This is a genomic window from Parazoarcus sp. PS-13 R2A (genome assembly GCF_057621855.1).
In genome coordinates this window covers 42215-66458 of record NZ_JBYEXN010000011.1, presented here as the reverse complement: position 1 = coordinate 66458, position 24244 = coordinate 42215, and the positions used below count along the sequence as shown (strand labels likewise).

The following is a 24244-nucleotide window of genomic DNA, read 5'->3' as shown; positions in this document are numbered from 1 at the left end:
GAAACAAGGATCGGCCTGACAGCCGCCGATCAGACGAACTCGATGATCACCTCATCCACCGACAGGCTTGCACCCGGTGCGACCACGATCTTCTTGACCGTCACGTCGCTGTCGGCCTTGAGCACGTTCTCCATCTTCATGGCTTCGATGACCGCAAGCTTCTCGCCAGCCTTCACTTCCTGACCTTCGACCACCGAAACCTCACGCAGCAGGCCGGGCATCGGCGACAGCAGGAACTTCGACAGATCGGGCGGCAGCTTCTCGGGCATCAGCGACAGCAGATGGGCCGCGTGCACCGTCATCACCATCGGCTCGACCTGCAGACCGAAGTGCGAGATGTAGTAGCGCAGGCCGCGGCGCTCGATCTGCAGGCAGATCGGCTTGCCATTGGCCGTGCCCTTGAACAGCAGGTCGCCAAAGCTCCAGTCGGAGACGATGTCGTAGGTCGTGTCGCCATGGGTCAGCGACAGGCCGCCCTCGATCTCACGGATGGACATCGGGTACTGCTTGCCACCCATCACCACCACCCAGTTGGTGGCAACCTTGCGGCCGTGACCGGCAAGCTGACCGTCGATCTGCACCGCACGGTCGATGTAGCGCTTGCGCGCAAACGTGGCCACTGCAGCGAGCAGCGCGGGATCGTCGTGCGGCACCATCGACGCATCGAAGCCCTGCGGGTACTCCTCGGCGATGAAGCCGGTGTTGAAGTTGCCCGAGCAGAAACGCGGATGCTGCAGCAGCGCGGCCTGGAACGGGATGTTCGAGCTGATGCCACGGATCACGAAGGCGTTGAGTGCGTCACGCATGCGCTCGATGGCTTCATTGCGGTCCTTGCCGTGCACGATGAGCTTGGCGATCATCGAGTCGTAGAACATCGAGATCTCGCCGCCTTCGTACACGCCGGTATCGACGCGCACCTCACCATCGACCTCGGCCGGGGGCTGGAACTTCACCAGACGACCGGTCGAAGGCAGGAAGCCACGGAAGGGGTCCTCGGCGTTGATCCGGCACTCCATGGACCAGCCGTTGATGCCGACATCGGCCTGGCTCAGCGGCAGCTTCTCGCCGTAGGCCACGCGGATCATCTGCTCGACGAGGTCGAGCCCGGTGATGAGTTCGGTGACCGGGTGCTCGACCTGCAGACGGGTGTTCATCTCGAGGAAGTAGAACTCCTTGGTCGCGCCGCTCACCACGAACTCGACCGTACCGGCCGACTCATAGTTCACCGCACGCGCCAGCGCCACCGCCTGCTCGCCCATGGCCTTGCGCATCTCGGGGTCGACGAAGGGGCTGGGTGCCTCCTCGATAACCTTCTGATGGCGGCGCTGAATCGAGCAATCGCGTTCGTTGAGATAGACGTAGTTGCCGTGCCCATCGCCCAGCACCTGGATCTCGATGTGACGCGGCTCGAGCACGTATTTCTCGATGAAGACGCGGTCGTCGCCGAACGCGTTACGCGCTTCGTTGACGCAGGAGGCGAAACCTTCATGCGCCTCCTTGTCGTTGAAGGCCACGCGCAGGCCCTTGCCGCCACCGCCGGCCGAGGCCTTGATCATGACCGGATAGCCGATGTTCTTCGCGATCTCGACCGCCTCGTCGGGCCCGGCAATCGCATCGTTGTAGCCCGGGATGGTGTTCACACCCGCTTCGATCGCGAGCTTCTTGGACTCGATCTTGTCGCCCATCTTGGCAACCGAGTAGTGCTTCGGACCGATGAACTTGATGCCCTCTTCTTCCAGCCGGCGCGAGAACTCGGCGTTCTCGGACAGGAAGCCGTAGCCCGGATGCACCGCTTCGGCACCGGTCTGCTTGCAGGCGGCGATGATCTTGTCCATCGCCAGATAGGACTCTTTCGACGCGGCGGGGCCGATACACACGCCTTCATCCGCCAGCTCGACGAACAGGGCGTCCTTGTCGGCCTCGGAATACACCGCAACGGTGGCGATGCCCATCTTGCGGGCCGTCTTGATCACGCGGCAGGCAATTTCACCGCGGTTGGCAATCAGGATCTTCTTAAACACGTTGTACCTCCGCGGTGAAACCGCCTGCGCACACTGCGTGTGCCAGGCAATGTGACTTCGTCGCTGCGCCACTTCGCGGCTGGTCACCGCGGTTGGCAATCAGAATCTTCTTAAACATGTCTTTTGTCCTCGTGCGGCAATCAGAGCGGAATGTTGCCGTGCTTGCGCCACGGGTTCTCGAGTTCCTTGTCCTTGAGCATGGCCAGCGAACGGCACACGCGCTTGCGCGTTTCGTGCGGCATGATCACGTCGTCGATGAAGCCACGCGCGCCGGCCACGAACGGGTTGGCGAAACGGGACTTGTACTCGGCCTCGCGCTCGGCGATCTTGGCGGGATCGTTCTTCTCTTCACGGAAGATGATCTCCACCGCGCCCTTCGGGCCCATCACCGCGATTTCGGCAGACGGCCAGGCGAAGTTGACGTCGCCACGCAGGTGCTTGGAGCTCATCACGTCATACGCACCGCCGTAGGCCTTGCGCGTGATCAGCGTGACCTTGGGCACGGTGCACTCGGCGTAGGCGTAGAGCAGCTTGGCGCCGTGCTTGATGATGCCGCCGTATTCCTGGCTGGTGCCGGGCATGAAGCCGGGCACGTCGACCAGGGTCACGACCGGGATGTTGAACGCATCGCAGAAGCGCACGAAACGCGCCGCCTTGATCGAGCTCTTGATGTCGAGGCAGCCGGCCAGCACCAGCGGCTGGTTGGCGACGATACCGACGGGCGAGCCTTCCATGCGGGCGAAGCCGATGATGATGTTCTTGGCGTAGTCGGGCTGCAGTTCGAAGAAGTCGCCGTCGTCGACCATCTTGACGATCAGTTCCTTCATGTCATACGGCTGGTTCGGGTTCGCCGGCACCAGCGTGTCGAGCGAGAAATCGAGGCGGTCGGCCGCATCCACCGCCGGAATCGCAGGCGGCTTCTCGCGGTTGCTCGAGGGCAGGAAGCCGACCAGACGGCGGGTCATCATCAGCGCTTCGACATCGTTCTCGAAGGCGAGGTCGGCCACACCGGACTTGGTGTTGTGGGTGATCGCGCCGCCCAGTTCTTCGGCGGTGACTTCCTCGTGGGTCACGGTCTTGACCACTTCGGGACCGGTGACGAACATGTAGGAGGAGTCCTTCACCATGAAGATGAAGTCGGTCATGGCCGGGCTGTACACCGCACCGCCGGCACACGGCCCCATGATCAGCGAAATCTGCGGCACCACGCCGGAGGCCATCACGTTGCGCTGGAACACGTCGGCGTAGCCGCCGAGCGAATCCACGCCTTCCTGAATACGCGCACCACCCGAGTCATTGAGGCCGATTACCGGCGCACCGACCTTCATTGCATGGTCCATCACCTTGCAGATCTTCTCGGCGTGGGTTTCCGACAGCGAACCGCCGAACACGGTGAAGTCCTGCGAGAACACGAACACCAGACGACCATTCACGGTGCCATAACCGGTGACGACACCGTCGCCCGGGATATGGTCGGCATTCATGCCGAAATCGTTGCAGCGGTGCTCCTTGAACATGTCCCATTCTTCGAAGCTGCCGTCGTCGAGAAACAGTTCGATACGCTCGCGTGCAGTGAGCTTGCCCTTGGCGTGCTGGGCGTCGATGCGCCTCTGGCCACCGCCCAGACGGGCCTTGGCGCGCTTCTCGTCCAGCTGACGAATGATGTCTTGCATTGATAACCTCCTTCGCGGGTTTCCTGTGTGCGCGTTCGCTACTTCAGTGCGGACGCGCAATCCTTTGCTGCGTGTTTCAGTTGATTCGGGTGATTCGGGTAAATCAATTCAGGTAGCTCAGAAGCGTCAGCGCCGCAGCCGACGGCGTCGTCGTCCCCTGCTCGACCGCGCTCGCCAGATCCGGCAGATCCCGCCTCACCTGCGGGTGGCTGCGGAAGCGGCTGCGCAGGCCGTTGTCGATCATGTCCCACATCCAGGCCAGGGCCTGGTGACGACGCTTGGCATCGAACTCACCGGTTCTGGCCAGGGTGTCGCGGTAACGCGTCACCTGCTCCCAGAACTCGGCAACCCCTTCATTCCTGAGCGCTGACAGGGTGATGACCGGCACGATCCAGTTCTGACTCATCGGGCGCAACATGTGCAGCGCGGTCTTGATCTGCGACTTCGCCCGCATCGCGGCGGAAGGGTCGATGTCGGCCTTGTTGATGACGATCAGATCGGCGATTTCCATGATGCCTTTCTTGATCGCCTGCAGGTCGTCACCGGCATTGGGCAGCTGCAGCAGGCAGAAGATGTCGGTCATGCCGGCGACCGCGGTTTCCGACTGCCCCACGCCAACCGTCTCGACAATGATCACATCGAAGCCTGACGCCTCGCAGACCAGCATGGTCTCCCGCGTTTTCTCCGCCACGCCACCGAGGCTGCAGGCCGAGGGACTGGGGCGGATATAGGCGCCAGGATTCTGACTCAGGTGCTCCATGCGGGTCTTGTCACCGAGAATCGAGCCGCCGCTGACCGACGAGGACGGATCGACCGCCAGCACCGCCACCCGAAAACCCTGCTCGATCAGGTACAGCCCAAGGCCTTCGATGAAGGTCGACTTCCCCACGCCCGGCACACCTGAGATACCCACCCGGATTGACTTGCCGGTATGCGGCAGCAGGGCCTCGAGTACGGCGCGCGCGCGGGCCTTGTGATCCTCGCGCTGCGATTCGATCAGGGTAATGGTCTTGGCAAGCGGGCGCAGTTTGCGCGCAAGCACGCCGTCGACCAGTGCCTGGTCGGCGGCGTCGATTGCCGGCAGCGGAGGGGACACGGAATCGGAAGCGTTCATCGGTCTCGGGGCAAAGACGAAGGTAACGAACTCAGGCGCGGCGAAACGGCGATACTGCCGCCCGCCGCACCTGCCGCAATCAGGCCTTGGCCCGTGCGGCGCGAATCTGCTTGAGCACTTCGCGCGCAGACTTCTGGATCGGCGTGCCCGGCCCGAAGATGCCCTTGGCACCGGCTGCGTACAGCGTGTCATAGTCCTGCGCCGGAATCACGCCGCCGACGAAGACCACGATGTCGTCCGCACCCTGCGCCTTGAGGCCGTTGATGACAGCAGGCACCAGCGTCTTGTGTCCTGCCGCGAGGCTGGAGCAGCCGACCGCATGTACGTCGTTCTCCACCGCGTGACGCGCGACCTCTTCCGGGGTCTGGAACAGCGGACCGACGTCGATATCGAAGCCGAGGTCGGCAAAGGCGGATGCCACCACCTTGGCGCCGCGGTCGTGACCGTCCTGACCGAGCTTGGCGATCATGATGCGCGGACGGCGACCCTCTTCGGCCACGAAGGCTTCGATGTCGGCCTTGAGTTCTTTCCAGTCGCTGTCGTTTTCCACCACGGCTCCATACACGCCGGACACGGCTTGCGGGTTGGCACGGTAACGGCCGAAAACCTTCTCCAGCGCGTCAGAGATCTCGCCCACGGTTGCGCGCAGACGCACGGCCTTGACCGCGAGATCGAGCAGATTGCCTTCGCTCGTCTCGGCACAGCGGGTCAGCGCATCGAGTGCGGCCTGCACCGCAGCGCTGTCGCGACTTGCGCGGATCTTCGCCAGACGCGCCACCTGCGACTCACGCACCGCGTGGTTGTCGATGTCGAGAATGTCGATCGGGTCTTCCTTGTCGAGCTTGTACTTGTTGACGCCGACAATCACGTCCTTGCCCGAGTCGATGCGGGCCTGCTTGTCGGCTGCGCACTCCTCGACCTTCATCTTCGCCCAGCCTGACTCGACCGCCTTGGTCATGCCGCCCATGGACTCGATCTCTTCGATCAGTTCCCAGGCCTTGTCGGCCATGTCCTGGGTGAGCTTTTCCATCATGTAGGAACCCGCCCAGGGGTCGACCACGTTACAGATGTGGGTCTCTTCCTGGATGATGATCTGGGTGTTGCGTGCGACGCGGGCCGAGAACTCGGTGGGCAGCGCGATCGCTTCGTCGAGCGCGTTGGTGTGCAGCGACTGGGTGCCGCCGAACACGGCCGCCATGGCCTCAATGGTGGTGCGCACCACGTTGTTGTACGGATCCTGCTCGGTCAGCGACCAGCCGGAGGTCTGGCTGTGCGTACGCAGCATCATCGACTTCGGGCTCTTGGGATCGAACTGCTTCATGATCCGCCACCACAGCAGACGCGCCGCACGCATCTTGGCGATCTCGAGGTAGAAGTTCATGCCCACCGCCCAGAAGAAGGAGAGGCGGCCGGCGAACTTGTCCACATCCATGCCGCTTGCGATACCGGTACGCACATACTCCAGGCCGTCGGCCAGGGTGAAGGCGAGCTCGATGGCCTGGTTCGCGCCGGCTTCCTGAATGTGGTAACCCGAAATCGAGATCGAGTTGAACTTCGGCATGTGCTGCGCAGTGTAGCCAAAGATGTCGGCGATGATCTTCATCGACGGCGTCGGCGGGTAGATATAGGTGTTGCGGACCATGAACTCCTTGAGGATGTCGTTCTGGATGGTCCCCGACAGCTTTTCCTGCGACACGCCCTGCTCTTCGGCAGCGACGATGTAGCCGGCAAGAATCGGCAGCACCGCACCGTTCATGGTCATCGACACCGAGACCTTGTCCAGCGGAATGCTGTCGAACAGGATCTTCATGTCTTCGACCGAGTCGATTGCCACGCCGGCCTTGCCGACGTCACCGAGCACACGCGGATTGTCGGAATCGTAGCCGCGGTGGGTAGCGAGGTCGAAGGCCACCGACACGCCCTGACCACCGGCAGCAAGCGCCTTGCGGTAGAAGGCGTTGGACGCTTCGGCCGTGGAGAAGCCTGCGTACTGGCGGATCGTCCACGGCTTGACTGCATACATGGTGGGCTGCGGCCCGCGCAGGTAGGGCTCGAAACCCGGCAGGGTGTTGGCATGCGGCAGATCGGCAACGTCAGCGGCAGTGTAGAGCGGCTTTACCGTGAGCCCTTCCGGCGTCGTCCAGTTCAGCTTGGTCACATCGCCTTCAGGGGCATGCTTGGAAGCGGCCTTGTTCCAGGCATCCAGACCAGGCTGGGAATAAGTGGGCTCTTTTGCATTCGACATGAAAAACCTCTCTGACACATTGGCCGCAATGGCGGCGTTGCGTTGCTTGGCGGATTTGCCGCGACTTCCACACGACGACGAGACCGCCCGCAATCATTCGCGGGCGGTCGCCGACGCTTCGCTACGCGGCGTAGTCCCTCTCATGTTCTTCGGGTTTTCACCCGAAGCCTCCCATGCTACGCCGCGCCAAGGAAGTTGACTTGTTCAACAGCACGAATAATACTTTATCCATAATTATGAATGCAATGGGTCGAGGACATCTCCTTGAATAAGCTATGATCTGCGACCCTTCGGAGATCCACTCTCGCCATGACCGAAACCCGCATCGCCCCGCTTGCGCTGTACCAGGAAGTCGCAGAACGCCTGCGCCAGCGCATCTTTGCGCACGAACTCAAGCCGGGTACCTGGGTGGACGAGCAGGCGCTGGCCGAGGATTACGGCATTTCCCGCACGCCGCTGCGCGAAGCGCTCAAGGTGCTGGCATCCGAGGGGCTGGTAACGCTCAAGCCGCGCCGAGGCTGTTATGTGACCGAGATCTCCGAGCGCGACCTGGATGAAGTGTTCAAGGTCATGGCCATGCTCGAAGGTGAGTGCGCACGAAGCTCGGCGGGTCGCGCCACCGAGGCCGAACTCGGCACCCTGAAAGCCATTCACGCCGATCTCGAGAAAGCCGCCAGCGCGCAGGACATCGACGCCTTTTTCGAGGCCAACCAGGCCTTCCACCACGAACTGCAGCGTATTGCGGACAACCGCTGGCTGCTGCACGTGATCGAAGACCTGCGCAAGGTCATCAAGCTGTCGCGCCACCACTCGCTGTTCTCCGAAGGCCGCCTCGAGCAGTCACTGGCCGAGCACCGCGCCCTGCTCGACGCCCTGCTGGCGCGCGACTCCGATGCCGCAGACCAACTCATGCGTGAACACATCCGCGGCGGCCGCGAGGCCCTCGCCCGCATCGCCGAGGCGCGCAACCGCGTCGCCTGACCCCGTCACCGGCGCCGCAACGCCGTCCTTCAGCCAGCGTCCTTGGTCACCAGCACCTGATCGATGCGGTAATTGTCGATGTCGACCACTTCGAACTTGTACCCGGCGTAGATCACATGATCGGTGCGCTTGGGCACCTTGCGCAGCCGGTACATCAGAAAGCCCGCGATCGTCTCGTAGTTCTCGAAGCCCTCGAACACAGGAATCTGCAGCGCCTGCATCACGTCCTCAATCGGCGTCACGCCGTCGATGAGCCAGGACTGATCGTCACGACGCACGATGAGCTCTTCCTGAAACGGACTGCCGAGATCGCCCATCACCGTGTTCATAACGTCCTGCAAGGAAAGCAGGCCGACGACCAGCGCGTATTCATTGACGATCAGCGCGAAATCCTCCTTGGCCGCGCGAAACTGCTCCAGCGCCTCGAACAGGGTCAGCGTATCGGGCAGCACCAGCACCTTGCGCACGATAGGCTGCGTGCGCAGTGACAGTTCCAGCCCCTGCAGAATGCGGGGCAGGATGTCCTTGGAGTCGACATAGCCGATCACGCTGTCGATCGAGTTCTCGCACACAGGAAACTTGCCGTGCGGATGCTCGGCGATCTTGCGCCGGATACTGTCTTCGGTCTCGCCCAGGCTCAGAAAGACAATGCTCTCGCGCGCGGTCATCGCCGACGGCACAAAGCGGGAATCCAGTTCGAACACGTTCCTGATCAGGTGCTGCTCCTGACGCAGCACGCCGCCAGCCTGCGCACCGGCATCGGCCATGGCCACGATATCGGCGGCGGTAATGCTCTCGATCCGTTCGCCGGACACGCCGAAGAATCGAAACAGGCGGTTGGCAAGTCCGTTGAATATCCACACCAGCGGGGCGAACACCCTCATGCACAGCAGCATCGGCCGCACGATGATCAACGCGATGCGTTCGGGCTCGACCATGGCCAGACGCTTGGGCATCAGATCGGCAAACAGCACGAAACACGAAGTCACGAAGGCAAAGGACAGGGCAAAACTGATGGAGCCGAGCATCGGCCCGTCGTATGCGGGACGCAGCATCGCCTCCAGATGCGGCGACAAGGCCTTCTCGCCGACGATGCCGCCAAGAATGGCGACCGCATTGAGGCCGATCTGAACCACGGTAAAGAAGTTGCCGGGACTGCTTTGCAGCAGCAGCACGCGCTGCGCATTGGGGTCGCCGCCGTCAGCCATCAGGCGCAGCTTGATCTTGCGCGCGGCAGCCAGTGAAATTTCGGAAATGGAGAAAAATGCGCTGATCGCAATCAGCAGGAAAATGACGAATATATTGTTCAGCAGGCTCACGATGACTCCAGGCCCGACAGCTGGCGCCATCTGCACCAGCCGGAGCACCTGCGGTCGAGTCTATCACCGCGGCGTGACCTCGTCCTCCGCGGAAGCATGCGTCATGTCCGCCGGCACCACCCAGCGATCGTAATCCTCTGCGCTCACTTTCCCGCTCGCAATCGCCGCCTCACGCAGGCTCAGGCCCTCGCGATGGGCGTGCTTGGCGATCACCGCGGCGTTGTCGTAACCAATATGGCGATTGAGTGCAGTCACCAGCATCAGGTTGGCGTCGAGATGCTTTCTGATGTGCTCGAGATCGGGTTCGATACCACGTGCGCAGTGGCGCTCGAAGGCATCGCAGGCATCGGCCAGCAAGGCAATGCTCTCGAGTACATTGTGTGCCATCACCGGCTTGTAGACGTTGAGCTGGAAGTTGCCCTGGGTGCCTGCAAAAGCCACGGTGGCATCGTTGCCGAAGACCTGCGCGCACACCATGGTGAGCGCTTCGCACTGCGTCGGGTTCACCTTGCCCGGCATGATCGAGGAGCCCGGCTCATTCTCCGGGATGCGCAGTTCGCCAATGCCGCAGCGCGGGCCGCTGGCGAGCCAGCGCACATCGTTTGCCATCTTCATCAGCCCGCCCGCCAGCGTGCGCAGGGCTGCCGAGGTCTGAACCAGCGCGTCGTGCGCCGCCAGCGCAAAGAACAGGTCAGCCCCACTCACGAACGGATGAGCCGTCAGCTCGGCGAGCCGGGCGGCCGTGCTCGCACCGAAGCGCGGATGCGCATTGAGCCCGGTTCCCACCGCCGTGCCGCCGATGGCGAGCGAATACAGACCGGGAAGTGCCGCACGAACACCCGCGATCCCGAAGTCGATCTGGCTGACCCAGGCCCCGATCTCCTGCCCCAGGGTCACCGGAGTGGCGTCCTGCAAATGCGTGCGGCCGGTCTTGACCACATCGCGGAAAGCCGCGGCCCGCGCCGCCAGCGTATCGCGCAGACGGGTGACCGCCGGGAACAGCCGCTGATCCAGCTCGGCGACGACGGCGAGATGCATCGCTGTGGGAAAGGTGTCGTTCGATGACTGCCCGCGATTCACATGATCGTTCGGGTGCACCGGATGCTTGCTGCCCAGCGTACCGCCAGCCATCTCGATGGCCCGGTTGGCGATCACCTCGTTGGCGTTCATGTTGGATTGCGTACCGGAACCGGTCTGAAACACCACCAGCGGGAAGTGGGCGTCGAGCTTGCCCTCGATCACCTCGTCGGCCGCGCGCACGATCAGCGCACCGATGTCAGGCGGCAGCTCGCCGAGCGCCACATTCGCCTCTGCGGCAGCCCGCTTGAGCAGGCCCAGCGCCCGGATCATCGGTCTTTGCCAGCGAAAGCGCTCGACGCCGATGGCAAAGTGGTGCAGAGAGCGCTCAGTCTGAGCCCCCCAGTAGCGGTCGCGCTGAACGTCGATCTCGCCCATTGAATCGGTCTCGATACGCACGGTGTCCATGATGTTCTCCGGATTGGCTTCGTGAATCTTTGATCGTCGCTGAGCGGATTTGATCCGGAAGAAGCAAAAAACCCCGCAGGGCGACCAGCACCATGCGGGGTTGAGTCCGGTTTCGGGGCATGCCCCGAAAGATCACCAGTGAATCAGTGCGCAGCTGCAGTCGCCGCACCCACGCCGGTTTGCGCGCGCACGTACTGGTCGCCGAAGGCTTCACGTTCGTTCTGCGCTTCGCCACTGTTGTCGAGCAGCGAAACGATGATCGTGGCAAGGAAGGCCAGCGGCATCGAGAACAGTGCGGGCTGGGTGTAGGGGAAGATCGGCGAGGCATAGCCCAGCACATCCACCCACACCGACTTCGACAGCACGACAAAGGCCACCGCGCTGAACAGGCCGAGGTAGCCGCCCGCGAGGGCGCCGCGCGTGGTCAGGCCCTTCCAGTACATGGACATGATCAGCACCGGGAAGTTGGCCGACGCCGCCACTCCGAAGGCAAGCGCGACCATGAAGGCCACGTTCATCTTCTCGAACACCATGCCGAGCAGCACGGCAACCACGCCCAGACCGATGGTGGCGAACTTCGACACGCGCAGTTCGGTGGACTCGGACGCCTTGCCCTTCATGATCACGCGCGAGTAGATGTCGTGCGAGATCGCCGAGGCACCGGCCAGCGCAAGCCCTGAAACCACGGCCAGAATGGTGGCGAAGGCCACTGCCGACAGGAAGCCGAGCAGCAGGTTGCCACCCACGGCCTGCGCAAGGTGCATCGCGACCATGTTGTTGCCACCGATGATCTTGCCGCCAATCTCGCCGCCCTCGAAGTACTCCGGGCTCTGACCGACGATCAGGATGGCTGCCAGGCCCATCAGTGCGATGACGTTGAAGAAGTAGGCCACGATCCCGGATGCGTACAGCACCGACTTGCGCGCTTCCTTGGCATCGGTCACGGTAAAGAAGCGCATCAGGATGTGCGGCAGGCCGGCAGTGCCGAACATCAGGCCGATGCCGAGCGAGATCGCAGTGACCGGATCGGCCAGCAGGCTGCCCGGGGCCAGCAGCTTGGCGCCCAGACGATGCACTTCCATCGCACGCGTGGTGAGCTCGTCAAAGCTGAAGCCGAACTGGCTGAAAGCGAGCAGCATCACCGTGGTGCCGCCGATCAGCAGCAGGCAGGCCTTGATGATCTGCACCCAGGTGGTGGCAACCATGCCGCCGAAGGTGACGTACACCATCATCAGCGCACCGACCACGAACAGCGCAACGTTGTACTCCAGCCCGAACAGCAGCTTGATCAGCTGACCGGCACCCACCATCTGCGCCACCAGATAGAAGCACACCACGGTGAGCGAACTGACCGCCGCCATGGTCCGCACCTTGCCCTGGTTGAGGCGATAGGAGGTGATGTCGGCGAAGGTGAACTTGCCCAGGTTGCGCAGGCGTTCCGCCATCAGGAACAGGATGATCGGCCAGCCCACGAAGAAGGCGATCATGTAGATGTAGGCGTCGACGCCCTGCATGTACATCATCGCGGTCAGGCCGAGCAGCGTGGCCGCGGACATGTAGTCGCCCGCGATCGCCAGACCGTTCTGGAAGCCGGTGATGCCGCCGCCAGCGGTGTAGAAGTCGGCGGTCGTCTTGGTGCGGCTTGCAGCCCAGTAGGTGATGGCGAGCGTCATCAGCACGAACACAAAGAACATGCCGATCGCGTGCAGATTGAGCGGTTGCTGGACTGTGGCTTCAACAGCAGGCCCTGCCAGCGCTGCAGCCGAGCAGGCGAGTGCGCCGGAAGCAACACCCAGACGGGAAACGATGGAGGCGCACATTATTTTTCTTCCTTCCACGCCGCACGGACGATTTCGTTGTTGATGTCGTCGAATTCGCCGTTGGCACGACGCACATACACCAGCGTCAGCACCCAGAACAGCACGAACTGGAACAGGCCGAGCGCGATACCGAGCGTGAGGTTGCTGCCCTCGAAGAGGCGCATTGCGATCACGTCGGGTGCGAAGGCCACCGTCAGCACGAAACCATAGAAAATCACCAGCACCACTGCGGCAAGCCTTGTAGCAAACCGCGTACGCTTGGCCACCAGTTCCGCGAATCGCGGATTGCGCCTGATGTGCGCATACATTGATATCGACACGTCTACTCCCCTCCAAGAAAACAACGAAAAAATCGTCGCTTCCTCCACCCTCCTCCATGTGGCTGTGCCGTCTTCCGCGGCGCATGCCAAACGGGAGGATGATATATCATTCACAAGAGTCCATACTATTCCGTATGGAAAAATAAATAATTTTTTTACTCGTGGGACAATCGTGGTTTTCCACATTCAGGCACGACCCGCTTTACGGTGCATTTTCAGCCCCTTTCGCGCCCACCTTCGACCGGAGTCAATACAAGATGGATAGTCAGATCATTGTCGATCGCGCCGACGGCATCGCCACCGTTTCACTCTCCAATCAGGACCGGCTGAACGCGGTCAACGCTGCGATGTGGCGGGATCTGCGCGCGGCAATGGAACACTGCGGACGCGATGCAGAGGTACGCTGCGTCATCCTGCGCGGGGCAGGCGACAAGGCTTTCGCCGCGGGTGGCGACATCGAGGAATTCCTGACCGTCCGCGCCACCGTGGATGACGCCCTGCACTACCACGAGGAACTCGTGGCCGCGGCGCTGGACGCGATCCGCAACTGCCCGGTACCCACGGTCGCCGCGATTCAGGGCGCCTGTGTCGGGGGCGGACTGGAGATCGCAGGCTGCTGCGACATCCGGATTGCGGGTGCGTCCGCCCGCTTCGGCGCGCCGATCAACAAGCTCGGCTTCTCGATGTATCCGGGCGAAATGGCCGGCCTGCTGGCGCTGGTCGGCCCCGCCGTCGTGCTTGAGATCCTGCTCGAAGGCCGCATTCTGGATGCGCAGGAAGCCCTCGCAAAAGGACTGCTGACGCGGGTTGTCGACGACGAGCGCGTCATCGACGAAGCGCTCGGCGCCGCCGGACGCATTGCCGCCGGCGCACCATTGGTTGCGCGCTGGCACAAGCAATGGGTGCGCCGCCTGATGACGGGCGCGCCGCTGAACGAGGACGAACGACGCAGTGCATTCGACTTCCTCGCCACCGACGACTACCGCGAGGGCATCGACGCCTTCCTCAGCAAACGCAAGCCGGTGTTCAAGGGGCACTGAGCGCCTGCGGGGGCCTCAGCTGGCAGCAGCACGCATCAGGGCATCGATATCGATGGCCGACTCGATCGAGTCGGCGAGCCGGTCGAGATCCGCTTCGCGGCGCGCGGCGAGGTCGACGCGCTCCAGCGCCCCTTCCGCGCCCGCCCAGCGCAGCAGCGCATCAAGGGCGGCGGGCGAATCGAACAGCCCGTGCACGTAGCTTCCCATCACCTGTCCGTCGGCCGACAGGGCGCCGTCGGGACGGTCGCCGGCCAGCATCAGCGCCGGACGCTGCAGGGCGGGGCCGCTGGATACCCCCATGTGAATCTCGTAGCCGCTGACGACAGGATCGCCCCCGAGACAGAGCGTCCCGCGGACGTTCTCAAGCTGCTTCTCGCGCTCGAGCACGGTCTCCATGTCGAGCACACCGAGGCCGGACACGGTGTCTGCCCGCCCCTCCACGCCATGGGGATCGCCGAGCGAGCGTCCGAGCATCTGGAAGCCGCCGCAGATTCCCACCACCTTGCCGCCGTAGCGCAGGTGCTTCAGGATCGCCTGCTCCCAGCCCTGTTCGCGCAGCCATGCGAGGTCCGACTGCACGCTCTTGGAACCGGGCATCACGATCAGGTCGGCGGGCGGCATCTCCTGCCCCGGCCCGACCCAGCGAAAATCGACCTGCGGATGGAGACGCAGCGCATCGAGATCGGTGTGATTCGAGATGCGCGGATACACCGGTGCCACCACGCGCAGCACCGGCACCTCGCCGCCGCCATCCGCGGTCGCATCCGCAAGCGCATCCTCGGCGTCCAGAAACAGTCCGTGCAGATAGGGCAGCACGCCGAACACCGGACGGCCGGTGCGGGCTTCGAGCCAGTCGAGCCCCGACTGCAGCAGGCAGATATCGCCGCGGAAGCGGTTGATCACGAAACCCTTCACCCGCGCCTGCTCCGAGGGCGACAGCAGGTCGAGCGTTCCCACCAGATGTGCGAACACCCCGCCACGATCGATGTCGGCTACCAGGATGACCGGCACATCGGCCGCTTCCGCAAAACCCATGTTGGCGATGTCACGGTCGCGCAGATTGATTTCCGCCGGGCTGCCGGCACCTTCGACGAGAACGCATTCGTAGGCATCGGTCAGACGCTTCCACGACTGCATCACCGCAGCCATCGCAGTGGGCTTGTAGTTGTGATAGTCCCGCGCCGAAAGGTTCGCCGCCGGCCGCCCATGGATGATCACCTGCGCACCGATGTCGGAAGAGGGCTTGAGCAGGACCGGATTGAAGTCGGTATGCGGCGCCACCCGCGCCGCCACCGCCTGCAGCGCCTGCGCCCGGCCGATCTCGCCGCCGTCGGCCGTGACCGCCGAATTGAGCGCCATGTTCTGTGGCTTGAACGGTGCCACCCGCAATCCGCGGCGTACCAGCGCACGCGCCAGACCGGCAACCAGCGTGCTCTTGCCCGCATCGGAGGTGGTGCCCTGCACCATCAGCGTGAAGACCTTGGTCAGGCTCATGCGTGCCACCCATCCGGAGCCCGCGCCATCACCGCGCCAGAGTCAGTCAACGGGACAACGCGTGCCCCCAGTTCCAGCAATCCTATTTCCACGCAAAGACGCCCCACAAAGTTTGATGAATGACCGTTACCAGACGCTACGGCTCGCCATTGCTTCGAGCAGATGAGGCCACTCCCGAGCCCAGCAGCACCGATGATCCGCAGCATCCACGATCCGCACCTGGATATCTGCCTCCTCACGAAAGCGGGACCGATACGCACGATAGACCGTGATCGGTACGGTCTGATCCAGTGCCCCAACGAAATGAGTCTGCGGGATGCCCTCCAGCCCTGGCCAAAAATCAGGCGGATTCAGCGACCCCTCAAGCGGTGAAAGACCGTGCAAACGGCTCCAGACAGCGTGATCGAGATTTCCCGCCACCGTGATCAGATGCACGACATCCGATCGCTGCGCAGCAAGCAGCGCTGCAACGGCCCCGCCCCCCGAATAGCCCACGAGCACCAGTGCGTTCGCGCCCGACTGAAGCTTTACCTGATTCAGGGCCACATTCAAGGCATCAATCACCGCTGGAGCGAAACGCTCCGAGGTCCAGTAGCGGGCATCACACCCCGGGGAAACGACTCGGCTGTACTGGCACGGGCGTGCGATGTAGGCCACATTGCCGCCGTCGGCGACAGCCAGACGCAGCGCGACCGGATCAACCGGCGTAGGGTCTCTTGAAGGACGGTGCCGGGTAACCCAGGCAAAACCGTCTCCCTCGATGTAGACACTCAGGACATCTCCCTTCCCCGGTTTCACGAAGCCTGTCAGCAGAAACGTGCCGGTCTCGAAGGTCCCGCGGGTCAAATGGCTGCCTGCGGCAATCTCCTCCGCCCGCCGAAGTCGTTCTTCCGGATCAAGCGCACCCGCCGCACACGCCGCCAGCATTAACGCGCTGACGACGATCCAGCAGGCTCGAAGGCCACCCATCCCCACTCAGGCATTCCCCGGTGCGAGATGCGCAAAAAGGCCTTTGCGGACACTCGGGTCACGAACCCGCCAGATGCAGCTGTCCACAAAGTAATGGTGAATGCTGACTGCACTCGCCACCGCAAGCGCAAACGTATATGCGCCCGACAGGTCGGAAAAATACTCCGGCAGATGGAAGACGAACAGCCCGATCAGGACGAGCACTATGTAATAACGCCCACTCCAGAACAGGAGACGCGTGCGGTTTGACGCCCCTGCGAACAAGCCCGCCCGGTTCAACTCCATCCTCAACGGAAACACCAGGTACTGGAGGGAGTGTGAGAATTGCACTATCAGATACGCCGCCGGTTCGAAGAACAGCAGCAGGTACCACATGTAGATTGCCAGCCAGGAAGCCAGAATCCTGCGGTCAGGTGCCCGCCCAGTGCGTGCGCCAATCCTGAACCAGATCACCACACCGACCAGGAAGGCGCAGCAACAGACAAGATTCATGAACCGAAGTGCGGCTGGAATCATTGAATGCAGCGCGCCCAGCCAATGAGCAGGAAGATCCTGAGCCCCCCACACAACATGCCACACCAGCAAGGTACGCAAGCCCACCCGAAGTAGCCGACGCTCTCCTGGGGACAGCTCCAGGCCGGTCAGCTTCGAGAAACACGCCACCATGCCCCACGCCTGGCCGGTGTAATGCCACGCCAGGTAGAAGGCCGCACCGAGCCAGAGTACATAGACCAAGTCTTGATGCACGGCGATTCCGCCGTTCGGACCGGGCGTTCCCAGGAAGACCGCTGCTGCAACGATCAGGATCAGCGCAAGCGGTACATATATCGTTGCGAGCGGGTACTTCTTGAGGTTCGTGCGCGGCCGGTACAGCAGACTGTACGCACCAATGAAATGAGGCCAGTTGATCAAGACCTGAAAAATGATTGCGCTGCCCATCAGTCCGCCAACGCTCGCCGCGGGCAAGGACGACGATATGCTCCCTGCCCACCACAGGTAAACCAGCATGACGCTGACGACCACAATGGAAACACCGCCAGTCACCCAGAAATCAAAAGCCGGCGAAATGATGTAACCATTCCGGAACGAGGCTGCAGTGCGTTTTTCGGCCTTGCGCCTGGGGATTTTCTTCATACGTTCTTCCAACGCCCGGACACCCCAGGCTCAAGATTCGATTTTCCAGTTCCGAGGGATCCGGCAACCCCATTCTGCCCCGTCGTTCAGGTGGCCGGAGCCATGGCGCCCATCGCACGCAGCGCCAGCGCCTGGATCGTCAATCCGGGAGACTCTCCGCCTCCCGTGCTCGGAAACACGCTGGCGTCGACGATGTAGAGATTGTTCCAGCGATGGCTGCGGCACCATGCATCGACAACCGAGTTGCGCGGATCAGTTCCCATGCGGCAAGTACCGAATACATGCGTCGAACTGAAAATATCGTAGGAGCTGAACTCCTCGAATATCGGCCCGGCTCCGGACGCCTTGAGAATCTCCCTGCAGGTCTTGGCCATGAAGGCGATACGCTTGATCGCCATGTCGTCGACATGACTGTGAATGCGTGCCACGGCCACGCCGGTTGAATCCTTCACCGACGGGTCGAGTGCGACATATGACTCTGGGTGAGGGAGACTCTCGCAGATACCGGACAAGGAAAGCACTCTCCCAAATGACGCCCTCATGGCCTGCTTGTGCGCACGCCCCCAACCCTTCACGACTCTTTTCGCATAGTTTATCGGCCCCAGGAGGTCCGACTCGGCAACCGAGGGCGAGAAGCGACATCCGCCAACGACACCCGGAATCGAATCCGGAGCATTGTAAGTCCAGCAGATGCTATCCACTGGCAAACCGCGATGGCTGCCAAGGTTCTCCGGACACAGCGCATTGCTGGTCCAGAGCAGTGTCTCCATGAAATTTCGTCCGACCTGTCCGGACTCGTTGGCGAGCCCCTTGGGCGAGCGCATGTCTTTTGAGGCAAGCAACAGCCGCGGGGTTTCGATGGCACCGGCGGCGAGCACGAGTTTCGGCGTTTCAATGAACCCGGCGCCATTGCGATCAAGGTAATGAACTCCCACGACCTTCCCTTCCGCACCGGTCTCGATCCGCACGACCGTGGTATCCGTGCGGATATCGCACAAGCCGCTGGCCTCGGCCGCCCTCAGGTACGTCACGTCGATCGTACCTTTGTCCGTTCTCGGGCAACCCTTGAGGCAGCAACCACAATAATTGCAGGCAGGGCGATTTTCGCGTGCCTCCGGGAGCACGGCGAGCGAGTTCGCCACCAACTGCATACCCCTGGCCGCAAAACCTTTCTGCATGAAGCGGGTACTGTAGGCAAATGGGTGTGCTTCGTAGGGGAGCGGGGCCGAGCGAGGCCGATGGGGATCTGCCGCTGGGCCAGCAACCCCGACAAACCGCTCGGCCTCCAGGTAGTGCGGTTCAAGGTCCTGATAGGACAGAGGCCAGTCGGCGCCGACCCCGAAGCGACTGTGCAAGCGCATGGACTGCTGATTCAGGCGGTGCGCCTCACCGGTAAAGTGCAGTGAGCTCCCCCCCACGGCCCTCACGTGGTGATAGCCGAAGGAAGCGCGCCTGTCACCCGGATTGAGCAGACCGGATACATGGTTCCATGACCGGAGCTGAGACCACTGCCCGGACAAGGCCTGCATTTCACCGTAGGTATACCGGCCCTGGCTGCCCGCCTTGACCGGGAAGCCCTCCTCCCAGTCCCGTGTGCTCGCCTTGTAATCCTTGAAAGGGTCATAACGCGGCCCAGCCTCAAGGATCAGCACCCTCAAGCCCTTGCGGGTCAGTGCCCATGCCGCTGCACCGCCGCCCGCACCCGAGCCGACGATCACAGCGTCATACGCCCGCTTGGCCATTCGTCCTCCTTGCCGGCGCGAGCGTGTAATCGGGATATCCCCTGGGCTGAGGCGGCGATTCAAACCCCATTCCAACCCAACTTGCCGGCTCTGCGTAATAGAAGCTCATCAGATCTGCCAGCACTCGGTCGAAAAACATCTTCGGAATGCCGTTCCTGGGGCTTGCCTCAGCCTGCGCCACGATACGATCGCGCTGCTCCGGCCGCAAGGCTTCAAACGCCAGTCCGTATTGCGCGGACGCCTGGGCATCGAGCCACTGTGCGCCGAGCTCCAGCAACTGTGGATAGTTCACAATCCTGGCCGCATGCGCGACAAGGCGCCGATCGAGCTTCAACTGTGAGGCTGAAGGCGTCAAGTCCGGTGGAATCAGGGTATCAACAAAGGCAGCAAGCAGTTTTCCCCGCCTTTGAGCCGCCCCCCCGGCAGCACGCAAAGGCACCATGCGCGTCAGCGCCCCGAAAAATACCGCAGCCCGCGCCCCATGCCTGAGGAACCGGCGCCTGCTGTTGTGCTCATTCATCACATTCAACTCGTACCAAGGACCGTGATGGGCTCCCGGATTCAGGGCCAACGCCCACCCGCCCGACGCCCCGTCGGACTATAACGTAAGCCTTAGCAGCCGACAGCGCGATCCGAGATCGCAAAAAAAGGGGGCGCCCTGAGGCGCCCCCTTTTACGCAAACCAAGCTCAGAAGCGCCAGCGACCAAACACCTGACCATTAAGACTTTGATATTTCTCGCCTGCTTCCGCACCGAGCTCAAGCGCCAACTCGAAACGATCACTCATTTCCCAGTTCACGCGACCGGACAATGCATAGACGTCGCGGATGGCCTTCTGGCCCGTCGTCTCGAACTGGCCACCACCGCCAACAAATGCGCTGTTGGCCGTCGCGCCGTCGTTCTCGAACTCGTGGCGCCACAGCAGCTTGACTGCCGGACTCAGCACACTGCTGTCCGCGAGCTTCATGCTGGAGCTCAGCTCGACCCCCAGCAGCGAACGCAAACGACTCACATCATCGCTTTTCACTGCCAGCGAAAGGACGCCTGCGCCAGATTCGGTATAGCCACCCTGCTCTACGCGAAAGGTTTCGAAACCGAGCAGCGGCGTGAGTCGAAGCTTGTCGCTCAGTGCAAAGGGCATGCCCGCGATCACACGCATACCGTACAGCTGGCCGTCGAAATCGCCCTTGGCAACGCCGGTCAGGTGCGTATTCCGCTTGGTCGAGTAATCCTGATAGGCATACGCGACCATACCATCGATATACCAGCGTTCAAACGAACGTCCAAAATAACCCGTCAGCTGATAGGACGAAATGTCCGCGGCATCACCACTGCGGAAATCGTTCATGTCGACATCGGTCTTGGCGTACGAGAACGCGCCACCCAGCAGCCAGCCGTTGCTCACCTGCGTATCGAACCCGGCCATCATGCCGTAAACATCGCTCTCCGAACCGGCAAAGCCACTCTTGGCACCCACCTTGGACTTGCTGCCGAACGCCTTCAGCCAGAAGCTGCGATTGAGTGCTTCGTCACCGGAGGACATGCCTTCCTGATGATCGCCCGCATGGGCATTGTGCGCCGTCCTGAAACCGGACTGAACGCCGACACCGGTGCGTAGCGCATCAAGCCGCACCTGAACCGTGTCGAGCGCGGACGACGAAGTGCTCAATGCTGCCCCGCCCAGCACCACACTGCTTTCTGGAGAGATCAGCTTCATCGCCAGACGCTGGCTATCGGGCGTCATCGACGAGATCGCCGCAATGACGGCCCCCATCTGCCCTGTCGATGTTCCATTGAGGGCATCAAGCACCCGTGCGACATCCTTCTCGCCCTGCTCGGCCACCGGCACGAAACCGCCGCTCCCGCCCAGTTGCGATGCACTCACTACCTGCGTCTGGTTGATGGGACCTGCGCCCGTGCCGTTGTAGGTGTCCCCTGCCGTGCCACCTGCCGTATAGATGCGATAACCTTCGAACGTAAACTGACCGGCGGTGGCGATAACTGTCCACGTCGCCTGTCCGGTCGGCGAAATGCCCGCAGCAGCCAGGCTGGTACTGTTGATCTCGAAATAGGAACCGTCCTGCGATCCCCCGGCGGCAACCATGCCGTCGTACGTGAAGGTCTGAGTCCATGACCCGATGGTAAGCTGGATTGCATCACCGGCAGACCACGCGGTCGCGGTCGCGCCTCCACTGAAATTGACACTGACGTCGCCATTACACGAGCCACCGCAGTTACTCTCATACGTGAGCTGCGTAATCTGGATACCCTGCCCGCTGTTCAGCGCGACGGGGGTGTTTGAACTTGCCTGTGTAAACAGGTGACCTGCACTCGCGGTCAAGGGCAGCAGCATGGCCGCAACGAAGAGCAGCGCTCCGCCCCACCACGCTCTAAGAATCTGAAAATATCGGATCACATTGAACCTCGGTTATTGTTTGTTACAAAACCCCTGAGTTTTCATTGTCTTTAGACATAAAGCACGCGTCAAGACAATTCAGGCACTTATCCGATATCTGCCGCGCTTAATCTCCAAAACGCTACAAACCGTCAAATATATAGAAGCACTTATATTTCAGAATTCTTATTTACGAGCGCAGTTTGTGCCGAATCGATCCAGGAATCACAGATCAACCCAGATCTATCAAATGCCGCTTCACGGTTTATTTCGCGCCGTATGCGAGTACTGCAAAGTCGGTCGATATCAGGCATTCTTTCGCACCTGACTGAATCAGCCCGAATATTCAGCGCCCCCAGGCGATTGCCAGGACCTGAAACGCCAGCGAGTTATCGCGCCAGCCTGATCCACTCAAACCTGAATCAGCAGCATTTCCACCATTGAATTCGAGTGTCACCATGAAAAAGTTCAGCCATTTCCTGCTTTGCCTTCTGCTTGCGAGCGGAATGAGCACCTCGGCGGTCGCCGACTTCAAGGCTGGGTCGGACGCCGCAAGCAAGGGCGACTTCGCAACAGCACAGAAGGAGTGGCAAACCGCAGCGACCGCCGGAAATGCCGACGCTCAGTTCAATCTGGGCGCATTGCTTCTTTCAGGACGGGCAGGCAAGGCCGATATCAGGAATGGCGTGAAATGGCTAGAAAAAGCGAGCGCCAATGGGCACACGGAGGCCTCATACGCGTTGGGCATGATTTATTTCAACGGCTCGGGCAATGAGTTGAAGATGGATCACCAGCGCGCGTTCAAGGCTTTTGAGCTTGCAGCGGCAAAGGGGCACCCCCCCTCACAGTTCAGCGCCGGCATGCTGCTTCTCAATGGCCAGGGAATGAAACACGATCCGTCGGCTGCGGTCGCATGGCTGACCAAGGCAGCGGATCAGGGTTACGTCATGGCCCAATACAATCTGGGCTTGTTTCATGCAGGCCAGCAGGACGCCAAGGGCAAAGCCTTCAAGTGGTTCCTCAAGGCCGCCGAACAGGGGCTCCCGCAGGCTCAGCACACTGTTGCACGCATGTACATGGAAGGTCAGGGTACCCCGCGCGATCTCGCTCAGGCCAAGTCGTGGTTTCTTCGCGCAGCAGACAAGGGAAGCGTCGAGTCTCAGTACGGCGCAGGATTTCTGCTGTATGCCGGGATGGGCGAACAGAGGAACCCTGCCGAGGCGCTCAAGTGGTTTGAACGCGCTGCGAAGAACTGGGACAGAAACGCGCAGTTCCGGCTGGGGCAGATGTACCTGGAAGGCGATGGCGTTGCGAAGAACCTGACTGAAGCCTACAAATGGCTGGACCTGGCCGCCTCTGGCGGACATGAAGACGCCCACTACCTCCGGGCCGCAGCCGGCCTCCAGATGCCGGACGCTGACACTGAACGCGCTCACCGACTGGCTCAGGAATGGTTCGATGCCAATCACAAGACCCCGCACAAGCATCAGGACCTGAAGCCCCACGGCCACTGACGCCCCCAGCACTCCATGAAGGGACTCCTGGGGGAACTCTTCCGCCCGTTAGCACTCAGACGCATCGAGTGCTAACATGCAGCTTGAGGAGGACCTGAATCAATGTCACAAGCTTTGTCGTTTCCCGTACCGTCAGCCACAGGCAGCATCGACCAGTACATCCAGTCGGTGAATCGCCTTCCGATGCTCACCGAGCAGGAAGAGGTGAGCCTGGCGACCCGGTTGCGCGACGAGGGTGATGTCGAAGCAGCCCGTGAGCTCGTCATGTCACACCTGCGCGTGGTTGTTTCCATCGCTCGCGGCTATCTGGGCTATGGCCTGCCGCATGCCGACCTCATCCAGGAAGGCAACATCGGTCTGATGAAGGCCGTCAAGCGCTTCGACCCTGCACGCGGCGTGCGTCTGGTGTCGTTCGCGATTCACTGGATCAAGGCCGAGATTCACGAGTACATCGTGAAGAACTGGCGTCTGGTCAAGATCGCCACCACCAAGGCGCAGCGCAAGCTGTTCTTCAACCTGCGCAGCCTGAAGAAGGACACCAGCACGCTGAACCCGGGCGAGGTGCAGACGATCGCCACCCACCTTGGCGTCAAGCCCGAAGAAGTGGTGGAAATGGAAACCCGTCTTGGCGGACGTGAAGTACCGCTCGATGGCAGCAACGACGACGATGACGAGCGTTTCGCGCCGATTGCCTATCTGCCCGACCCGCACGCCGAGCCGTCCGAAGCCCTTGAACAGGCCGAAAGTGCCCGTCTCCAGGACGAAGGCCTGCGCGATGCACTGGATTCGCTCGATGATCGCAGCCGCGCCATCGTCCAGCGTCGCTGGCTGACCGAAGGCGACAGCGCGACCCTGCACGAACTCGCGGCAGAATACGGCGTGTCTGCCGAACGAATCCGCCAGATCGAAGCCAAGGCCATGCAGAAGATGCGCGGACTGCTCGCCGAAACGGTCTGAGCAAGGTCTCTCGGCAACACC

Annotated in this window: 18 protein-coding genes; 4 read left to right on the top strand and 14 right to left on the bottom strand. The window is 61.9% G+C overall.

Features of this window, described 5'->3' with window-relative positions; translation table 11 throughout:
- Nucleotides 1-29: 29 nt before the first annotated feature.
- The 4 genes from accC to scpA form a co-directional block, all read right to left on the bottom strand.
- Nucleotides 30-2021, bottom strand: a complete 1992-nt coding sequence (accC, locus tag AC22G6_RS11890; protein WP_487366946.1) for an acetyl-CoA carboxylase biotin carboxylase subunit — start codon at nucleotides 2019-2021, stop codon at nucleotides 30-32.
- A 140-nt stretch (nucleotides 2022-2161) separates the two neighbouring features.
- A complete protein-coding gene (locus tag AC22G6_RS11885; RefSeq protein ID WP_487366945.1) occupies nucleotides 2162-3694 on the bottom strand; it encodes an acyl-CoA carboxylase subunit beta in 1533 nt (510 codons plus the stop codon).
- A 103-nt stretch (nucleotides 3695-3797) separates the two neighbouring features.
- Nucleotides 3798-4808 carry a methylmalonyl Co-A mutase-associated GTPase MeaB gene (gene meaB / locus AC22G6_RS11880; protein WP_487366944.1) on the bottom strand — a complete coding sequence of 337 codons (1011 nt, stop codon included), beginning with the start codon at nucleotides 4806-4808 and terminating at the stop codon, nucleotides 3798-3800.
- Nucleotides 4809-4887: 79 nt separating this feature from the next.
- Entirely contained in the window at nucleotides 4888-7053 is a 2166-nt protein-coding gene (gene scpA / locus AC22G6_RS11875; protein WP_487366943.1) for a methylmalonyl-CoA mutase, read from the bottom strand.
- 309 nt (nucleotides 7054-7362) lie between these two features.
- Between scpA and AC22G6_RS11870 the strand changes: the two genes are divergently transcribed.
- Nucleotides 7363-8034 (top strand): GntR family transcriptional regulator, encoded by a 672-nt coding sequence (locus tag AC22G6_RS11870; protein ID WP_487366942.1) that lies wholly within the window; start codon nucleotides 7363-7365, stop codon nucleotides 8032-8034.
- A 29-nt stretch (nucleotides 8035-8063) separates the two neighbouring features.
- Here the strand turns inward: AC22G6_RS11870 and paeA are convergent, their stop codons facing one another.
- The 4 genes from paeA to AC22G6_RS11850 form a co-directional block, all read right to left on the bottom strand.
- Nucleotides 8064-9353 carry a polyamine export protein PaeA gene (gene paeA / locus AC22G6_RS11865; RefSeq protein ID WP_487366941.1) on the bottom strand — a complete coding sequence of 430 codons (1290 nt, stop codon included), beginning with the start codon at nucleotides 9351-9353 and terminating at the stop codon, nucleotides 8064-8066.
- 63 nt (nucleotides 9354-9416) lie between these two features.
- Nucleotides 9417-10838: a class II fumarate hydratase gene (gene fumC / locus AC22G6_RS11860; RefSeq protein ID WP_487366940.1), complete on the bottom strand. Its 1422-nt coding sequence runs from the start codon at nucleotides 10836-10838 to the stop codon at nucleotides 9417-9419.
- A 143-nt stretch (nucleotides 10839-10981) separates the two neighbouring features.
- Complete coding sequence (locus tag AC22G6_RS11855) at nucleotides 10982-12658, bottom strand: cation acetate symporter (RefSeq protein WP_487366939.1); 1677 nt, start codon at nucleotides 12656-12658, stop codon at nucleotides 10982-10984.
- A complete protein-coding gene (locus AC22G6_RS11850) occupies nucleotides 12658-12978 on the bottom strand; it encodes a DUF485 domain-containing protein (protein ID WP_487366938.1) in 321 nt (106 codons plus the stop codon). The genes AC22G6_RS11855 and AC22G6_RS11850 overlap by 1 nt, the downstream gene beginning before the upstream one ends.
- Before the next feature lie 257 nt (nucleotides 12979-13235).
- On the opposite strand from AC22G6_RS11850, the gene AC22G6_RS11845 reads away from it, so the two are divergent.
- Nucleotides 13236-14018, top strand: a complete 783-nt coding sequence (locus tag AC22G6_RS11845) for an enoyl-CoA hydratase/isomerase family protein (RefSeq protein ID WP_487366937.1) — start codon at nucleotides 13236-13238, stop codon at nucleotides 14016-14018.
- A 15-nt stretch (nucleotides 14019-14033) separates the two neighbouring features.
- Here AC22G6_RS11845 and AC22G6_RS11840 read toward each other — a convergent pair whose 3' ends face one another.
- The 6 genes from AC22G6_RS11840 to AC22G6_RS11815 form a co-directional block, all read right to left on the bottom strand.
- Nucleotides 14034-15512: a cobyric acid synthase gene (locus AC22G6_RS11840; protein WP_487366936.1), complete on the bottom strand. Its 1479-nt coding sequence runs from the start codon at nucleotides 15510-15512 to the stop codon at nucleotides 14034-14036.
- A 126-nt stretch (nucleotides 15513-15638) separates the two neighbouring features.
- A complete protein-coding gene (locus AC22G6_RS11835; protein ID WP_487366935.1) occupies nucleotides 15639-16481 on the bottom strand; it encodes an alpha/beta hydrolase in 843 nt (280 codons plus the stop codon).
- Nucleotides 16482-16487: 6 nt separating this feature from the next.
- Nucleotides 16488-17615 carry a hypothetical protein gene (locus AC22G6_RS11830; RefSeq protein ID WP_487366934.1) on the bottom strand — a complete coding sequence of 376 codons (1128 nt, stop codon included), beginning with the start codon at nucleotides 17613-17615 and terminating at the stop codon, nucleotides 16488-16490.
- A gap of 86 nt (nucleotides 17616-17701) precedes the next feature.
- Nucleotides 17702-19357 carry a GMC family oxidoreductase gene (locus AC22G6_RS11825; RefSeq protein ID WP_487366933.1) on the bottom strand — a complete coding sequence of 552 codons (1656 nt, stop codon included), beginning with the start codon at nucleotides 19355-19357 and terminating at the stop codon, nucleotides 17702-17704.
- Nucleotides 19338-19877 carry a gluconate 2-dehydrogenase subunit 3 family protein gene (locus tag AC22G6_RS11820; RefSeq protein WP_487366932.1) on the bottom strand — a complete coding sequence of 180 codons (540 nt, stop codon included), beginning with the start codon at nucleotides 19875-19877 and terminating at the stop codon, nucleotides 19338-19340. The genes AC22G6_RS11825 and AC22G6_RS11820 overlap by 20 nt, the downstream gene beginning before the upstream one ends.
- 168 nt (nucleotides 19878-20045) lie before the next feature.
- Nucleotides 20046-21710, bottom strand: a complete 1665-nt coding sequence (locus tag AC22G6_RS11815; RefSeq protein WP_487366931.1) for an autotransporter family protein — start codon at nucleotides 21708-21710, stop codon at nucleotides 20046-20048.
- A 500-nt stretch (nucleotides 21711-22210) separates the two neighbouring features.
- On the opposite strand from AC22G6_RS11815, the gene AC22G6_RS11810 reads away from it, so the two are divergent.
- Nucleotides 22211-23266 carry a tetratricopeptide repeat protein gene (locus AC22G6_RS11810; RefSeq protein WP_487366930.1) on the top strand — a complete coding sequence of 352 codons (1056 nt, stop codon included), beginning with the start codon at nucleotides 22211-22213 and terminating at the stop codon, nucleotides 23264-23266.
- Between the two features lie 102 nt (nucleotides 23267-23368).
- Nucleotides 23369-24223, top strand: coding sequence for an RNA polymerase sigma factor RpoH (gene rpoH / locus AC22G6_RS11805; protein ID WP_487366929.1), 855 nt, complete (start codon nucleotides 23369-23371; stop codon nucleotides 24221-24223).
- The last annotated feature ends 21 nt before the right edge of the window (nucleotides 24224-24244 follow it).

Coding starts and splice junctions, on each gene's coding strand:
- AC22G6_RS11845 (WP_487366937.1), top strand. CDS start 13,236: ATGGATAGTCAGATCATTGTCGATCGCGCCGACGGCATCGCCACCGTT.
- AC22G6_RS11885 (WP_487366945.1), bottom strand. CDS start 3,694: ATGCAAGACATCATTCGTCAGCTGGACGAGAAGCGCGCCAAGGCCCGT.
- rpoH (WP_487366929.1), top strand. CDS start 23,369: ATGTCACAAGCTTTGTCGTTTCCCGTACCGTCAGCCACAGGCAGCATC.
- AC22G6_RS11815 (WP_487366931.1), bottom strand. CDS start 21,710: ATGCTGCTGCCCTTGACCGCGAGTGCAGGTCACCTGTTTACACAGGCA.
- AC22G6_RS11835 (WP_487366935.1), bottom strand. CDS start 16,481: ATGGGTGGCCTTCGAGCCTGCTGGATCGTCGTCAGCGCGTTAATGCTG.
- AC22G6_RS11830 (WP_487366934.1), bottom strand. CDS start 17,615: ATGAAGAAAATCCCCAGGCGCAAGGCCGAAAAACGCACTGCAGCCTCG.
- AC22G6_RS11820 (WP_487366932.1), bottom strand. CDS start 19,877: ATGAATGAGCACAACAGCAGGCGCCGGTTCCTCAGGCATGGGGCGCGG.
- AC22G6_RS11870 (WP_487366942.1), top strand. CDS start 7,363: ATGACCGAAACCCGCATCGCCCCGCTTGCGCTGTACCAGGAAGTCGCA.
- fumC (WP_487366940.1), bottom strand. CDS start 10,838: ATGGACACCGTGCGTATCGAGACCGATTCAATGGGCGAGATCGACGTT.
- AC22G6_RS11855 (WP_487366939.1), bottom strand. CDS start 12,658: ATGTGCGCCTCCATCGTTTCCCGTCTGGGTGTTGCTTCCGGCGCACTC.
- AC22G6_RS11840 (WP_487366936.1), bottom strand. CDS start 15,512: ATGAGCCTGACCAAGGTCTTCACGCTGATGGTGCAGGGCACCACCTCC.
- AC22G6_RS11810 (WP_487366930.1), top strand. CDS start 22,211: ATGAAAAAGTTCAGCCATTTCCTGCTTTGCCTTCTGCTTGCGAGCGGA.
- meaB (WP_487366944.1), bottom strand. CDS start 4,808: ATGAACGCTTCCGATTCCGTGTCCCCTCCGCTGCCGGCAATCGACGCC.
- AC22G6_RS11825 (WP_487366933.1), bottom strand. CDS start 19,357: ATGGCCAAGCGGGCGTATGACGCTGTGATCGTCGGCTCGGGTGCGGGC.
- scpA (WP_487366943.1), bottom strand. CDS start 7,053: ATGTCGAATGCAAAAGAGCCCACTTATTCCCAGCCTGGTCTGGATGCC.